Source organism: Myxococcus sp. AM010 (assembly GCF_013372585.1).
GTDB classification, from domain to species: Bacteria; Myxococcota; Myxococcia; order Myxococcales; family Myxococcaceae; genus Myxococcus; species Myxococcus vastator.
On the sequence record NZ_JABXEO010000017.1, the window covers coordinates 79,337 to 94,460 of the forward strand.

General features: G+C 71.6%; 9 protein-coding genes. 4 read left to right on the plus strand and 5 right to left on the minus strand.

Annotated elements, in window-relative coordinates; genetic code table 11:
- Positions 1 to 31: 31 nt before the first annotated feature.
- Both HV826_RS11605 and HV826_RS11610 read right to left on the minus strand, forming a co-directional pair.
- Positions 32 to 1,900 (minus strand): lamin tail domain-containing protein, encoded by a 1,869-nt coding sequence (locus HV826_RS11605; RefSeq protein WP_176417073.1) that lies wholly within the window; start codon positions 1,898 to 1,900, stop codon positions 32 to 34.
- A 158-nt stretch (positions 1,901 to 2,058) separates the two neighbouring features.
- A complete protein-coding gene (locus HV826_RS11610) occupies positions 2,059 to 6,459 on the minus strand; it encodes a tetratricopeptide repeat protein (protein WP_176417074.1) in 4,401 nt (1,466 codons plus the stop codon).
- Between the two features lie 155 nt (positions 6,460 to 6,614).
- On the opposite strand from HV826_RS11610, the gene HV826_RS11615 reads away from it, so the two are divergent.
- Positions 6,615 to 7,532, plus strand: coding sequence for a DUF6310 domain-containing protein (locus HV826_RS11615; protein ID WP_176417075.1), 918 nt, complete (start codon positions 6,615 to 6,617; stop codon positions 7,530 to 7,532).
- The gene (locus tag HV826_RS11620; protein WP_176417076.1) at positions 7,529 to 8,284 is read left to right on the plus strand and encodes a DUF5953 family protein; all 756 of its coding nucleotides are present in this window, start codon (positions 7,529 to 7,531) and stop codon (positions 8,282 to 8,284) included. The genes HV826_RS11615 and HV826_RS11620 overlap by 4 nt, the downstream gene beginning before the upstream one ends.
- A 39-nt stretch (positions 8,285 to 8,323) precedes the next feature.
- On the opposite strand, the gene HV826_RS11625 is transcribed toward HV826_RS11620, so the two are convergent.
- Positions 8,324 to 9,292, minus strand: coding sequence for an alpha/beta fold hydrolase (locus HV826_RS11625; protein WP_176417077.1), 969 nt, complete (start codon positions 9,290 to 9,292; stop codon positions 8,324 to 8,326).
- A gap of 86 nt (positions 9,293 to 9,378) precedes the next feature.
- On the opposite strand from HV826_RS11625, the gene HV826_RS11630 reads away from it, so the two are divergent.
- A complete protein-coding gene (locus HV826_RS11630) occupies positions 9,379 to 10,161 on the plus strand; it encodes a phytanoyl-CoA dioxygenase family protein (RefSeq protein WP_176417078.1) in 783 nt (260 codons plus the stop codon).
- A 2-nt stretch (positions 10,162 to 10,163) separates the two neighbouring features.
- On the opposite strand, the gene HV826_RS11635 is transcribed toward HV826_RS11630, so the two are convergent.
- A complete protein-coding gene (locus HV826_RS11635) occupies positions 10,164 to 12,233 on the minus strand; it encodes an ATP-binding protein (RefSeq protein ID WP_217918581.1) in 2,070 nt (689 codons plus the stop codon).
- A 206-nt stretch (positions 12,234 to 12,439) separates the two neighbouring features.
- On the opposite strand from HV826_RS11635, the gene HV826_RS11640 reads away from it, so the two are divergent.
- The gene (locus tag HV826_RS11640) at positions 12,440 to 13,207 is read left to right on the plus strand and encodes a WbqC family protein (RefSeq protein ID WP_368670893.1); all 768 of its coding nucleotides are present in this window, start codon (positions 12,440 to 12,442) and stop codon (positions 13,205 to 13,207) included.
- A gap of 7 nt (positions 13,208 to 13,214) precedes the next feature.
- On the opposite strand, the gene HV826_RS11645 is transcribed toward HV826_RS11640, so the two are convergent.
- Entirely contained in the window at positions 13,215 to 14,978 is a 1,764-nt protein-coding gene (locus tag HV826_RS11645) for an ATPase (protein ID WP_176417081.1), read from the minus strand.
- Between the last annotated feature and the right edge of the window lie 146 nt (positions 14,979 to 15,124).

Below are 15,124 nucleotides of genomic sequence, written 5' to 3' on the forward strand. Positions count from 1 at the left end.
CACGGGCGGTAGGGGCGGACAAGGGGGTCTGCTACGGCTCCGCCGCGCTCGACGTGTTCTGCGGCTGGCGCGTCGGACGGATGATGAAGTCCGCCGCGTTGTCCTCCGAGTCGTGGCCGTTGCCCAGCAGCGCGTCCGCGCCGGTGGTCATGGACTCCACGGTCGACGTGGCCGAGGCCTTGCGCTCGAAGCTGCCGGCGGCGGGCGCCGAGGCCGGGATGCGGTTGCCCTCCGGCTGGTTGGCGGTGCTGCCGTAGCCCACGGTGTCCACGACCAGCACCGAGTCGATGGGGTCGCTCCCCTCCAACTCCGGGTAGCCGATGCGCACATGGCCGCCGGCAGCGCCCATCGCGAAGATGGTGCCCCAGCTCACGTCACGCCCCGTGGCGCCGCTGCCCGAGTACGCGCCCGCGCCCACCAGGAAGTAGCCGCGCGGCGCGATGATGGAGCCGTCCGGCAGCGAGTAGTTGCCGGTGTAGCCGGAGGTGCCCGTCGCGGACTTGTACTGGAGCTTCCAGCCGCTCAGGTCCACCGGGCTCGACGTGGGGTTGTAGAGCTCGACGAACTCATCGCCGGCACCACCCGGGCCCTGCGGCGCGATCTCGCTGATGACCACATGGCCCGTACTGCTGCCGCCGCCGCTCACCTGCACCGCCGCCGCGATGGACGAGCCGTTCAGCGCGGCCACCAGCTGACCCTCGCCGCCCTCGCTGCCCGCGGTGAAGTCGAACTTGGCGGACAGGCTGTTGGCCGTCACCGTCACCGTCGCCGGCACCGTGCCCAGCGACGCGGGCTCCAGCGCGAGCTGGATGACCGTGTCCTGCGCCGGGGGAACGTCCAGCTCCACCGTGAAGCCCTGCGTCTGGCCCGCGCTCACCGAGATGACCTCGGGCGACAGCGTGGACAGCTCAGCGGCCTGATCCTCCGCGAGCACCCGGACCGTGGCCTCGCGCGTGTCGCTGCCCAGCGTGGCCGTCAGCGTCGCCTTGTCCGTCTCCGGATCCGCGGCCAGGTTCGCCGTCACCTGCACCGTGGCGGAGCGCTCACCCGGGGCGATGCGCACCAGGCCGCCCTGCACGTTCAGCACGGCGCTGGACGAAGCAACCTCCACCCAGACCTCCGCCGGAGCGTCCTCACGCAGGCGCACCGTCAGCGCCTCGGGGAACGTCGCCCCCGTGGTGCCGGAGCGCGCGAAGGTGCCCGTCGGACCGAAGCTGTCCAGCGAGACCTGGACCGTGCCCGCGTCGGTGCCGGCGTCGTCCTCGCCCGTGCCCGCGTCGGTGCCGGCGTCGTCCTCGCCCGTGCCCGCGTCGGTGCCGGCGTCGTCCTCGCCCGTACCCGCGTCGGTGCCGGCGTCGTCCTCGCCCGTGCCCGCGTCGGTGCCGGCGTCCAGGTCAGGCCCCGGGCCGCCATCCAGGTCGGTGCCGGAATCCGGCTCACCCGAACCGCCGTCCTCCTCCGAACCCGCGTCCGGCTCACCGGAGCCGCCGTCCTCGGCCGTGCCGGAGTCCGGCTCGCCCGAACCACCATCCTCGGTGGTGCCCGCGTCCTCTTCGCCGGTGCCCGCGTCCTCTTCGCCGGTGCCCGCGTCCTCTTCGCCGGTGCCCGCGTCCTCTTCGCCGGTGCCCGCGTCCTCTTCGCCGGTGCCCGCGTCCTCTTCGCCGGTGCCCGCGTCCTCTTCACCGGTGCCCGCGTCGGTGCCCGCATCGTCCGTGGTGGGACGCCGGCAGGAGTTGTCACAGGTGTCGTCGTTGTTCCGGTTGCCGTCGTCGCACGTCTCGCCAGCCTCGACGACGCCATTGCCGCAGACGGGCCGGACTTCAGGATCGTCGCCACATGCGGACATCAAAAGGAGCAGCGCGGACAGCGGCGCCAGCATCTGCCGGTAGGACCAGGGCATGAGTAAAGAGTCTCCGTTGAACCTTGAAGAGCCCCCTGCATCCCATATCTGTCACCCGCGACGCAATCTGGGCGGCAGTTTCCGTTTTCACTGGACCCAAGCCCGGCTCTTGATCCACCCGGCGGCAAGGGCCGAAGGGTGGGAGCCAGGGCCGGCCGTCAGGCTCGCTTTTCAGCGAGGATTTCCATGACGATCTCCGTCGTGGAGCCCCGTCGCGCGGCCTGCTCGGCGTGACGCCGGGCTTCTTCCCGCTGACCCAGCCTCCAGTGCATCTCCGCGATGTTCGACAGAATCGCGTGGGACATCTCCGGGTCACCTGACTTGCCAGTGTGGCCGTCCACCGACGACTCGTTGGCGGCGAAGGCCTTGTGGAACCAGTCGAGCGCCTCCGCGTGGCGGCCCAGCGCGTCGAGCGCGGCGCCGTACAGGTTGAGCAGCCGGGCGCGCCCCACGGAGTCACGCGCGGCGCGGAGGGCCGGCTCGATGCGCTCCAGCGCCGCGGTGGGGTCATCGCGTTCGAGCCAGGCGACGCGCGCGTCGAAGAAGCGCACCTGCCCATCTCCGGGCGCGTCGGCGAGCGCCGCGTCCGCCACCTGGCGCGCCTCCGTCAGGCGCCTGGCCTTCACCAGGGACCATCCGAACTGAAGGCGCGAGAACACGGCCAGTCGCGTCGTCTCCGCATGGCGGCTCGCGTGGGCCGCGTTCCGGGCGAGCGCCCGCCCGAGCTCGGCGCCCCGTGGGTCTCCGCGCAGCAGCCCCTGGAAGAGCAACTGGTACGCCAGCTCCGCGTCCGCCTCCTGCTCACACTTCGCCAGGGTCTCGTACAGCCTGGGAAGCACCCCACGGGACTCCCAGTACGGCCAGGCGAGCGTGAAGAAGCGCTGCCAACCCGTCCGGTGTGGCTCAAGGGGGACCTCCTGGGGCCAGAGGGGGCCTGCCGCGGCCACCGCGCTGGCGATGCGCTGCGCCGTCCAGTGCCGCACCGCGCTCGCCGAGCCCTCCGGCGCGTCGTCGCTGAAGACGCTCGCGACGAACTCGCTTTCATCAAGGCGGGCCTCGTTGCCGGCCCTCACCGTCTCCTCGTCGGGAGCCCAGCCACTGCGCACCAGGGGGAGCAGGAGCCTGTCCGTCTCGGCGCCCTGTCGCGCGCGCGCGGACTCGAGCGCGGCTCGCAGGCGGACGATGCGCGCGTCGCTCAGGGCAGCGAGCGCACGCGCCAGCACCTCGTCAACCTCCCCAGGCGACGCGAGGTGGCGCTCCAGCAGGGGCACCGTGGCGTCCTCGTCGGCGCGGCCGAGCTCCACGCGCGCCTGGAGCGCCAGACGGGCGTCGCTGGCATCAACGAGGCTCAGCAGCCGCGCGCGGGCCCCGGCGTGGCCGCGCCGAGCCAGGGCGATGAGGCCTGGGAGTCCTTGGTGAGCGTCGCGCGCGGCCACGGCGAGCCACGCGCGCGCGCAGCCCTCCAGGTCGACGTCGAGCAGCTCGAGCGAGAGCCGGCCGGCGGCCTCGAGCCCTTCCTGCTCGAAGAGGGCCAGGACGGCGGCGCGGACGGCGGCGTCGCGGCGCGCGCGGGCCACGAGGTTCGGCATCGACAGGCCCGCATCCGCGGCGCTCAGCAGCTCCCGGAGCGTCCGCTCAGCGCGCGGCGCGTCCGCGGCGCGGTGGGGCAGCGCCGCTCCCCCTCCCGGGAGGACGTCGAGGACCTCGAGGCCATCCTCGGTGTCGAGCGCGAGCAAGAAGGTCCGCGCGGAGGTGCGGTGCGCGAAGGCCGCCGCGGCTTCGCGGAGGAGCGCGCGGCACACCCGGAGCTGCTCGTGCATGGCGCGCTGCTCTCGCGCGTCCTCCAGCGCCCGGGTCTGTCGTTCCGCGGCCATGGAGGAGGACGCGGGGGCGACCCGGGGCGGCGGTGGCGTCCCAACCCCCTCGAGCGGCAGCGCCCCGGAGTTGTCATACCCCAGGGACACAACGCTGCAGGGCGGCTGGCCGCGCAGGCCGGCCCACAACCCCGTCATCCAGGTGAGGACGAGGCCCCCCAGGGGCGCATGTCCCCCGCCGGCGGGGGCCCGGACGCCGTCGCGCGCCCACGCCTCCAGGTGGCCGAACAGCCACTCCCGCACTCGCGGGAGGAGGGACTCAACGTGCGCGGTAAAGGGCGCCGTGTCGAGCTCCACGGACGACAGCGGCAGCACGGTGTCATGGGTGACGGCGGTGCCCTGGCTGCCCGAGAGGGAGAGGGCCCGGGGGCCAAGGCGGGAGCCATCCGCGCCCACCAGGAAGACCTCGCGCGCGACTGCGCCGGAGACCTCCACCACACGGCCGCGCGCCGAGAAGGCCCACGGCGCCGCGTCGCTCGCCGCGGCCGTCGGGGAGGCGCCCAGGTGCAGCTTGTGCTTGCCGCGCAGCATCTCGCCCACCTCCACCAGCCAGACCCACTCCCCCCGGGTCAGCGCGGCGGCCCCCTCACGCGTGGAGACGAGCTCGAAGTCCACGTCGTCAGTCCAGCGCCGCAGGGGGACCGGCCGCGTGGGCTCGCTCACGTCGAAGAGGACCAGGTGCCGCCCGGCGGTGACGAGCAGCTGTCCAGGCCCGGTGAAGCCGAGCTGGCCGATGGCGCTGTGGCCAGGCATGGCGAGCGGGGCCAGCCACTGCAACGTGTCGCCCGTGACGCGGTAGAGGTTGAGCGCCTCGCCGTTCGCGCAGGCCAGGAGCGCGCCCTGCGCGGCCATGGGGCCGTCCCCTGCGCGGGGGCTCTGGAGCGTCGCTCGTGCCTGGCCCGCCGCATCCAGCAGCACGAGCGTCGAGCCCACGGCCGCCACGACCCCGGACTCCAGCGCGACGAGCTCCTCGATGCGGGGGCTGAACGTGGCGAGTGTCTTCGCGCCCCCGTCCGCGCGGTACTCGCACAGCGTGCCCTCCTTGTCAGCCCCCCACCAGCTTCCACCGGGGCGCTCCACGACCGCGAGGAAGTACGAACGCTTGGACTCCGCGTCGGCATCTTCGAGTGGCGCGATCAGCGCCCGCGTGGCGGGCTCGACAGCGAGGATCCGCGCCGGCTCCAGCCTCAGCGGGGAGAGGTCGAGCCGCTCGCAGGCGTCGCGGCTGGCGCGCACGGCCGCTTCGAAGTCCCGGTGCGCCTTCAGGATGGGACTCAGCCCGGGCGAGGCCTCCACATGAACGAGCAGGTGCTCGCGGACCCCTCCGGCGAGGGCGGCGCGCAGCGTGGCGGAGGCCTGCTCCGGCGCATGCGCATGCTGAAGCAGCGCGAGCACCGCCAACGCGTCACTCCCGGAGCTGTCCTTGTCGACCAGGGGCAGCGCCTCGTCGAGGCGCCCGAGTGCACCGAGCGCCAGCGCCCGCTCCGGGAGGGCATCATCGCTGGCCACGCGCAGCACGTCCTCCCAGCGCCCAAGCCCGGTGAGGGCCCGTGTCTCCATCCAGGACGAGCGGTCCTCTTCGGAGAGCTGCTCGAAATGGGCGAGCACCGTGGCCCACTGCCCTGCGTCCAGCGCGTCCGCGGCAAGCGCGCGTTGGAGGGCGCCGCGCGTCGGCGCGGCCACCTCGAGGCCCGCCAGAAGGCTGATCAGCCGCTCGAGGCTGACGACACGCGCGAGGCCGGTGACGTACCGGAGCTGCTCCTGGGCGGTGGGAAGCGCGGCGAGGGTGGCCGCCACCTCCTCGGCGCTCGTGGGCAGCGGTGGCGCCAGGTCGCCAGCATCGAGCCCGCCGCTGGCCCTGAAGAACCCGAGCAGGGCGTTGATGATGGCGGGCGGCGTTGGCCCTCCGAACCGGGGGTGGGTGTGGCCCGCGCTGAAGCGCACGTCGAAGTCCTCGCCCTTGAAGCGCGCGGTGACGTGCAGCGCCTTCCGGTCCACGCGGGCCCGGACGACCTGGGCATGGGACCAGCAACGGATGGCGGGCGGCCCGCCACTTTCACCCTCGCCCTCCGGGTAGAAGAGGACCATCGTGTCGCCTTCGAGGGACGCGCGCGGATAGACGCTGCCGTAGCCGTGCTCCTTCCGGTGCTCCTGCACGGGCCAGAGCGGGGCGCCTCGGGGGTGACAGAAGGAGACGAGTTGGGCCTCGGTTCCGTCCATGGACACGAAGACGCCCACGGGCTGCTCGAAGCGCTCCGCCAGCAGGCGCGTGCCAAGCTCGATGGCGCTGGCGACGAGGGCGCGGTGGAGCTCGAGCCACCAGGCCAGGAAGGAGGCATCGCGCGCCGCATCGTGGAAGTGGAGCGGCGCGAGCGGCGTCCAGTCCTCGGGCGGGGGGAGCGTCCGTTCCCCTCGGGACAGCGCGTCGAGCTCGTCGAGCCACGGCGTCAGCGAGACAAAGCCGGCGGCCGCCGCGTCTCCCGTCACGTAGGGGTAGTTGTCCCACTCGGTGCCAAGCCAGACGCCCACGCGCAGCCGGTCCTGGGTGGGGGCGAGCACGATGACGCGCAAGTCCTGGGCGTGCACCTCGTCCGCGAGCCTCGCGGTGATGACGTCCAGGAGCTCGGTGGGCCAGGTGGCGGCGAAGGCGGGGCGCCGGGCGTGATGAAGCGCGGGGAGTGCCATGCGGCGCAACAAACCACGGACCTCCCGACTCGGCGAAGCGCATCCCTCGCCAACGGGCACGTACCGAGTCCCCGCGTCATCAGCGCGTGCTGGCATACTCCAGAGTGGGCCATCCCGGCCCCGTAGCTCATTACCTTGGTGGAAGGGCGGTGGTCATGCGTTCCCGCGCTTGCATCGGACTCCTCCTTCTTCTCTCCGCCTGCGCTACGTCGACACCGTCGCCCAGCGCGCGGGGAACTCGGATCCAGAGAATCGCCAACCTTCAGCGAGCGGCGGCGCTGCCCTGGACGGACGGCGGGCAGTGCGTTGTCCGCGAGGCTTCCCAGCCTTGGCCCGTGCTGATTGAGCGGTGCTATCAAACCCTCGACCATGACCGGCTCGAGTTCCACGACACCACCGGAAGATGCGCGGTCGCCTCCGCTGGCGCTGGTGCCCTGGGCGTCGGGCTCTGCGTTCTGCTGGCTCCTGAAATCGTTGTGGGAGCCGTCATCGTCCTTGGCGTGGTGGTGGTCGCCGTCGCCATCAAGGAAGAACTGGATGCATATGCGCTACGCCACGCCTACCCCGAGGAGGCAGGGGCCTCACGAGGAGCGAAAGTGGCAACCCGGGAAGCTGTAGCGCAACGCAAACCCAAGCTGAAGCCCGATCCAGCGGGACAGGACTGGCAGCCCCCGGTGCCACCTGAACTCGTGGACCGGACGCGCCGCGCCAGTTGCGAGCCTGTTCCAGTGCCCCACGCGGGCGAGGACGACCCACACAATGAGTGCGCCGACCAGTTCCCGCCCAACCGTTATCCCGGAATGGATGTGCTTGTTGGCGGTGTACGCTTCGATGCGCTTCAAGTCGGCAGGCGCGTGCTCTGGGAGATCAAGACCCATCGGTTTGATTTGTACAATGATTTCATCCAAGACCAGGAGATCAAGAGGGAAATCGAGCAGCTACGAAAGGAGAGAAAAGCTGCTATGGCGTGCGGATACGAATTTGTCATTGGGGTGAGTACCGAGGCGCACAGAGACGCGCTGTTGCAAGAGAATCAGTCCCTGAATGTCGTCGTCACGGGGTGTAAGCGATGACTGCGCGAAAAAGACTCACCTTCATCGTCTACGCGCCTGCGCTTGCGGGCAGAGATCGCCGCGCAATCGATAGCATTCATGGGATGGAGAAGACGCTTCCCGGCTTGCGGCTGGAATGGCGGCTTTCCAAGAGCGGGCGCCCCATTGCATTGCCGCAGCGTGACGCGTGGCTCATGGAAAAGATTGAGGACGGAGGTTTCCCGATGGTGTGTAACGGGGACGAGCGCTACCCCGTGACGGTCTGGGGAACGGAAAACCCGGGCCCCTTCAGCCCAGGCGGTCAGGCCCAGTTTGAGGTGCACGCGAAACTGCCCTTGGACGAGCCGGTGATCGCGTCGGCGGTGGCGGTGCTTGAGGGCGTGGCGGAAGGGGCACATGCGCTATGGGGACGAGCGACGCCCTACGACGCGGCGGTGGACATCGCGTATCAGACAGCCCCCACGCCGCAAGGGCCGCCGTCCCCTCGCCGGGGGTTGCCCGCCCTGAAGCTCTTCGAGCACCTCCGCGCGCCCGAGATTCCCTATTACCTCGGGTGGCTCAACTACTGGTCCGCCGCTGCCGCGCAAGCCATCGGGTTCCCGGACCCGACCCGTGACGCCGAACTGCTCTCGCGAGCGCGGCGCACGAAGTCGGGCGGCTGGGTCGTGCAGCTCACCGACGCGCCGCTCGACCTGGACAACCCCGCCCACCTGGACGCGCTCCTGCGGGCCTATGAGCGGTTCCCGGAGATCGGCGGACGCGCAGCGCCTTGACCCACTTCAAGGGCCCGGGACGCGGCTGCGCTCCAGGCGCTAGGCCGGAGGCACCGGAGCGTGCTCCCCGACCGCATGGGGCGACTCCAACCCGTGGTCCACGAGGAAGACACGCACGGCCTCGGCGATCTCCGACCCGGCCTCCAGCAGACCCGCGTGCCCCGCGTCATCCACCCGCATCCAATGCGCGTGTGGCATCACGTCACGCATCCGCTCCATCTCCCCCAGCGGGACGAGCATGTCGTTGCTGGCGGCGACGATGAGCGTGGGCACCTGCACCGTCCTGGCCACGTCCCAGGCGTGGCCCTCCACCATGCCCCGGAGGGTGTACCAGTAGGCGCGGGGGCTCATCCGGCGCAGGGCGAGCATGAACTCGTCGATGTCCGCCCGAGGCGCCCGGGCCCGAAGCGCCCCCACCATGCGGCCCAAGGGATAGGCGAAGCGGCTGGCCATCACCGCGTGCGCCACGGGCGCCGCCAGCGGCAGCGTGGGCGTGGCCAGCTTGAGCATGCCCCGGGCGGCGGACAGGAACGCGCGCGCGCCCGCCGTATCCGCCCCCGAGCCGAACGCGCCCGGCGCCCCGGCGATGAGCGTCATGGACGGCACCAGGTCCGGCCGCCGCCGGTACAAGTCCAGCAGGACGCGCACGCCCATGGAGAACGCCACGTGGTGCGGCGGCTTGCCGTCCCCTCGGGCCATCAGCGCCTCGGTGACGCGCTCCAAATCGTCCACGTGCACGGGAATCTGGTACCCGTCCGCCAGGGACTCATCGCTGCTGCCGTGGCCCCGGTAGTTCCAGTGCACCACCCGGTGGTCCTGCTCCAGGTTCGCCACCAGGTAGCGCCAGAAGTTCTCCGAGGAGCCAATCCCGTTCGTCAGCAGCACCGTGGGGCGGGCCACCAGCTCCGAGTCGGCGGTGGCCTCCCGGAGGTTGCCGAAGTGGGTATGCCAGGCGACCCGGGTACCATCCGGGGCAGTCACAAAGCGCGTGGTGCGACGGTAGGGCATGCCACCTCCCACCATGCGGCCCCCGGGCCGGAGGCGCAAGCATCAACCTGCCCTGACGGGCGTGTGCCGGGGTATGAGGGGGCGCCATGCTTTGCGTCGACGTGGAACGGTTCGATATCCGCCCTGCCCTGGCCCACTACGCCGAGCACGGCTACGCGAAGCTGGGCCGCGTGCTGGGTGACGAGGGCCTGGACGCGCTCCGCGAGCGAGCCGACGACCTGATGCTGGGCCGGGTCGTCCACCCAGGCCTCTTCTTTCAGCCGGACGCCACCACCGGCCGCTACGAGGACGCCCCCCTGGGCCTGGGCTGGCAGGGCCCCTCCCTGGACTACCGCAAGCTGGAGAAGCTGGAGAAGGACCCGCGCTTCCTGGCGTGGCTGGAGAACCCGCTGTTCGAACGCCTCGCCCGGGCCCGCATCCCCGGCGACATCGTCCTCTACCGCGCCATCCTCTTTCACAAGGGACAGGCCGGCGGCAGCAACCTGCCCTGGCACCAGGATGGTGGCCGGCTGTGGGGGCTCACCCGGGAGCCGGAGCTGCAGGTCTGGACCGCGCTGGATGACGCCCCCGAGGACGGCGGCTGTCTGGAGGTCATTCCGGGCAGCCACCGCGGCGGCCTGGTGACGGCCCTGGGCGGGGTGATTCCTCCGGACGCGGTGGCGGCGGCCGACGCCGAAGCCCGCGTCGTGTCCCTGCCGGTGCGCGCCGGCGAGGCCCTCCTGGTCCACAACCACCTCTGGCACCGCTCCGGACGCGGGCGCCCCGGCCTGCGCCGCCGCGCCTTCTCCGCCTGCTACATGGACGCGGACGTGCGCTGCCTGCGCAAGAAGAAGGCCCCGCGCGTCTTCCCGCCCGTGTTCCGCCGCTGAGCTCAGCCCACCAGGGGCATGCGCAGCGGCGGCGCCACCGGCTCCTTCGCGCGCTGCGCCACCGGCAGGGAGACGCGGAAGATGCTGCCCCGTCCCTCCTCGCTCTCCACGGAGATGTCTCCACCAAAGCCGGTGACGATGCCGTGGCAGATGGACAGGCCCAGCCCCGTGCCCTCACCCACCGGCTTGGTGGTGAAGAAGGGGTCGAAGATGCGGGCGCGCACCTCCGGCGGCATGCCCACGCCCGTGTCCCGCACCTCGATGACGACGCGGTCCCCGGCCGTCCGCAGGCTCAGCCGGACCTCGTGCCGCTCCGAATGGCCCAACGGGATGGCCTGCGCGGCGTTGATGAGCAGGTTGAGGAACACCTGTCCGAAGCGGCCCTCGTTGCCCTCCACCAGCGGCACCTCGCGGTAGTCGCGGACAAGCCGCGCGCGCAGCTTCAGCTCGCTGCGCGCCAGGGTGATGGCCGACTCGAGCACCGCCTTCACGTTGACGGCGGTGGCCACCTCGTCGTCGCCCCGGGAGAAGGTCCTCAAGTCCCGGACGATCTGCCGCACGCGGTGCGCGCCGTCGGTGGCCTCGCGCAGCACCTCCTCCAGCTCCCCCATGCGGCCCGGCGGCAGCTCCCGCGCCAGGGCGTGCAGCTCGCCCGCGAGGAACGACAGGTTGGAGAGGACGAAGGCCAGCGGGTTGTTGATTTCGTGCGCCACGCCCGCCGCCAGCGTGCCCACCGCCGCCAGCCGGTCCGACACCACGAGCTGCGCCTGCATGGCCTTGCGGTCGGTGACATCCACCGCCACGCCCGCCAGCAGCCGCCGCCCCGAGCGCTCCCGCACGATGAAGCGGTAGGTGAGCCAGTGGCGCTCGGTGCCGTCGCGCGCGGGAATCATCGTCTCGGAGATGCTCTGCTTCCCGGACGCGAGCACCGCCTCGTCGTCCCGGCGCGACTGTTCGGCGGAGGCCGCGGGCATCAGCTCCAGATCGGACACGTGGGACATGTCCACGCCCACCGGGTAGCCGAAGAACCGGCTGTAGCGCGCGTTCACCCAGATGCGGCGGCCCTGCTCGTCCTTCATGAAGGCCACCGCGGGGATGTTGTCCATGAAGGACGCGAACAGCTCCTGCGACTCCTCCAGCGCGCCCATCGCCAGCGTGTTCTGCGCCATCAACTCCTGACGCGCCTGGGCCTCGGCCGCGTTGCCCATGGCCGCGCCAAGCAGGCCCGCCATCAGCTCCAGCGTGCGCACGTCCCGGTCCTCGAACGCGTTCGGCCGCCGGCTGGTGACGTTGAGCGCGCCCACCGGGCGGCCCTCGCGCCACAGCGGGACGCAAATCATCGACCGCGCGCCCACGTGGCGCAGCGCCGCCGCGTTGACCCGGACGTCCGTCTCCGAGTCATCCGTCCGCATCACCTCGCCACTCAGCAGGCTGGCGCCCGTGAGGCTGCCCTCCACCTTCAGCCGGAAGCCGATGAAGGGCGCCAGGCTGCCAGTGGCCACCAGGTAGTTCACCTCCGCGGTCGCCTCCTCCAGCAGCGCCACCGCCGCGCCATCCGCGCCGCACAGCACCCGCGAGCGCTCGCACAACATCCGCATCAGCTCGTCGAGCCCGAAGCCCGCCATCGACACGTCCGACTGCATCTGGATGATGGAGGCCAGCCGCGACAGCTCACCCCGCGCCTCCGCCTCGGACGTCTGCCGCTGACGCCGCGCCGCCATCCGCCGCTCCAACAACACCCGCCGCGCGCGCACCTGCACCGGGGTGAAGGGCTCCACCAGGAACTCATCCACCCCCGCGGCCAGCAGCGGCTCGAGCCCCGCGTCGGTGCCTTCCCGCGCCAGCCCCAGCACCAACGGCTCCTCGGGACGGGCCCGCGTCCGCAGCGTGTCCAACCAGCGCGCGTCCTCCGCCAGGTCCGCCGCGTCCACCACCAGCACGTCCACGGGCCCGTGCCCCAACGCCGCGCCGGCCTCCACCAGGTCGGCGGTGATGAGCACGGCCTGGCCCTGTCGCCGCAGCTCCTCCGCCACGGGGTGCCGCGCATCGGTGGTGAGACACAGGAACTTCATCCAGTCGCCCTGCTCCGTGGCCCCAAACACACGGGCTGTAAAATACTACGGTTCTGCAGCATGGCATTTCCAGCCGGGAGCCTCCGGAGCGCGGGGGTCAGGTACACCCCACGCCCGCTGGAAACATGCGGGACCGCGGGCAAACGGGTGGCCACGGGGTGGCGCCAGGACGTTATCCTCGGCGCGTGCCGGGCATCCCTGGAGTCGTGGTCGCCGAGCAGCCGCACTACCTGCCGTGGGTGGACTTCCACGAACAGCTGGCCCGCGCGGGGACCTTCGTCGTGCTGGACAACGTGCAGTGGCTGCGGCGCGGCTGGCAGCGGCGCACGCGGGTGGCCCTGCCCCACAACGTCCCCCTGCCCCCGCCCACGGAGCCCGGGTTCCAGTGGCTGTCCATCCCCTTGGAGGACCCGCACCGGGACACCCTCATCAAGGACTTGGCGGTGGACGCACGTCAGCCCTGGGCCCGCGAGCACCTGCGCACGCTGGTGTCGCTGTACGCGAAGCGGCCCTGCTTCGCCTCGCAGGTGTTGCCCCGGCTGGAGCCCTTCTATGACGCGGCGGCGCGCGAGTCGGGCCCCGGTTCGCTGCTGCGAGTGCTGCTGGCGAGCATGGCCCTCTTCAACGAGCCGCTGGGCCTGACGCCGAACCTCGTCCTGGCCTCCACGCTGGACAAGCAGGGCGAGGACAAGTCAGCCCGGCTGGTGGCGTACTGCCGGCAGCTGGGCGCGCACACGTACTACTCGGGGTTGGGCTCGTCGCTGTACCTCCAGGTGGGCCGGTTCCGGGACGTGGACGTGCGCGTGCTCTGGCAGCGCTTCCGCCACCCCGAATACGCGCAGGGCCGGCCGGGCCGCTTCGTCCACGGCATGTCGCTGGTGGACGTGCTGGCCAACGTGCCGGTGGATGAGGTGCGCCAGTGGCTGGAGCCCTCGCCCTGGGGACCGTTCGCGCCCCGGCCCCCGGGCGGATGACGGTGACTCAGCCCGCGGAGGCCGACGTGCCCGCCGGCTTGTCCTTGTCGAAGCGCACGAAGTAGCCACGCACGGCGGAGTCCAGGAGCTCGGTCGTCAGGCGCGGCTCCACGCCCTGGTAGTGCGCCATGTCGATGACCTGGTCCAGCAAGTCACGCGGCTGGCAGGCGGCGAACGGGCGGCCCACCGGGCGGTAGTGCGCGTCGATGAGGTAGTCCACCGCCGCCGCGTTGTAGGGCACGCCCCGCTTGCGGCACATGACCTGGAAGATGTCGTGGAACTGCTGCTCGTCCGGGCGCTGCACCTCCAGCTTGTAGCGGACGCGGCGCAGGAAGGCGTCATCCACGAGGTCGCTGGGGTCCAGGTTGGTGGAGAAGGCCGCGAACACGTCGAAGGGCACCTGCAGCTTCTTGCCGGTGTGCAGGGTGAGCATGTCGATGTCGCTCTCCAGCGGGACGATCCACCGGTTGAGCAGGTCCTTGGGGGACACCTTCTGCCGGCCGAAGTCATCGATGAGGAGCATGCCGTTGCTCGCCTTCATCTGGAACGGCGCCTCGTAGTACTTCACCTCCGGCGAGTACACGAGGTCCAGCATCTCCAGCGTCAGCTCACCGCCCACGACGACGAGCGGGCGCCGGCAGCGCACCCAGCGCCGGTCATACGACGGCGTGCCGGGCTCGTCCTCCACCACCTTGTGGAGGTTGGCGTCGAAGATGCGCACCACGAAGTCGTCAATGAGGATGGCGTGGGGGATGAAGATGTCCCCGCCGAAGCAGTTCACCATGCCCTGGCAGATGGCCGTCTTGCCGTTGCCCGGGGGCCCGTAGAAGAAGATGGCGCGGCCGGAGTTCATCGCCGGACCGATGCCGTCGAAGATGTAGTCCTTGATGATGAGGTCGCCGAACTTGTCCTGCATGCGCGCGCGGGTGATGCGGTTGCCGCGCACGGTCTGCTTCTTCACGGCGGCCGCCCACTCCAGGTAGGGCACCGGCGCGGGGCCGTTGTAGCGGTTGCGGTCGAGCACCTGCCGCAGCACGTCCGTCACGAACGTGGTGAGCTGGTAGATCATCGTCGACTTGCCCACGCCCGAGCCGCCACCGCCGCGGATGTCGATGTACTTCTGGCGACGCAGGCCCTCGATGACGTCGTCCACCAGCGCGGTGGGCAGTTGGAGGCGCGCGGCGATGTCCATGCCGCGCATCTCACCAGCGAAGAAGAGCGCCTTGAGGACCAGCTCCTCCACGAAGGTGGTGTTGAGGCCCGTCTCCAGCAGGGTGCGGGGCTGGGCGGGCCAGTAGCGGTCGCCCTGGCCGGCGCCGCCCTCCTCTCCCGGCCGCCGCGTCCGGCGCTCGGGGCCGTTGTACTGCGGCGGGCTGGCGGCGCTGCCACGCCGGTCCGGGCCCGAGTACTGGGAAGGCCCGGGCCCACGGCGCTCCGGCGGGGCGACGATGACGGACGGCAGCGTGGCCGGGCCCTGTGGAGGCGCCCGGCGGTCCGGCGGCGAGGACACGGCGCGGCGCTCGGTGGGGAAGTCGGGCTCGGCCGGCTCCGGCGGCAGCGCGGGGCGTGAGCCGGTGGCGGCGCCCGGGGGACGCGGCGGGAGCGCGGCGGTCGCCCCCGTGGCGCCGACGCGCGGGCGAGGCGGCCCCGACAGCACCGGCGTGGGCACCGTGGGCGGCACCACGGCCGTCTCCACGGGGGTGACGCTGCGGCTGGACTCGTCGCTCGACGAGCCCGACTCCGGGGATGGCGGTCGCCTGAACAGGGACATGCGGTGCTCGCTCCAAGGTGTTCGCGCCGGAGCCTACCGCATCGGTCCGGGTTCAACGAAACGGAGTTGCGGAACAAGCAGAAAAGCACTGAACCCAAGTCTTCCTGTCCGACGCCTCCCCGACAACGGCGTCGCGCCAGCCAGGT

Excerpts from the sequence above, each read along its gene's own strand:
- HV826_RS11605 (WP_176417073.1), bottom strand. The coding sequence starts at position 1,900 with ATGCCCTGGTCCTACCGGCAGATGCTGGCGCCGCTGTCCGCGCTGCTC.
- HV826_RS11610 (WP_176417074.1), bottom strand. The coding sequence starts at position 6,459 with ATGGCACTCCCCGCGCTTCATCACGCCCGGCGCCCCGCCTTCGCCGCC.
- HV826_RS11615 (WP_176417075.1), top strand. The coding sequence starts at position 6,615 with ATGCGTTCCCGCGCTTGCATCGGACTCCTCCTTCTTCTCTCCGCCTGC.
- HV826_RS11620 (WP_176417076.1), top strand. The coding sequence starts at position 7,529 with ATGACTGCGCGAAAAAGACTCACCTTCATCGTCTACGCGCCTGCGCTT.
- HV826_RS11625 (WP_176417077.1), bottom strand. The coding sequence starts at position 9,292 with ATGCCCTACCGTCGCACCACGCGCTTTGTGACTGCCCCGGATGGTACC.
- HV826_RS11630 (WP_176417078.1), top strand. The coding sequence starts at position 9,379 with ATGCTTTGCGTCGACGTGGAACGGTTCGATATCCGCCCTGCCCTGGCC.
- HV826_RS11635 (WP_217918581.1), bottom strand. The coding sequence starts at position 12,233 with ATGAAGTTCCTGTGTCTCACCACCGATGCGCGGCACCCCGTGGCGGAG.
- HV826_RS11645 (WP_176417081.1), bottom strand. The coding sequence starts at position 14,978 with ATGTCCCTGTTCAGGCGACCGCCATCCCCGGAGTCGGGCTCGTCGAGC.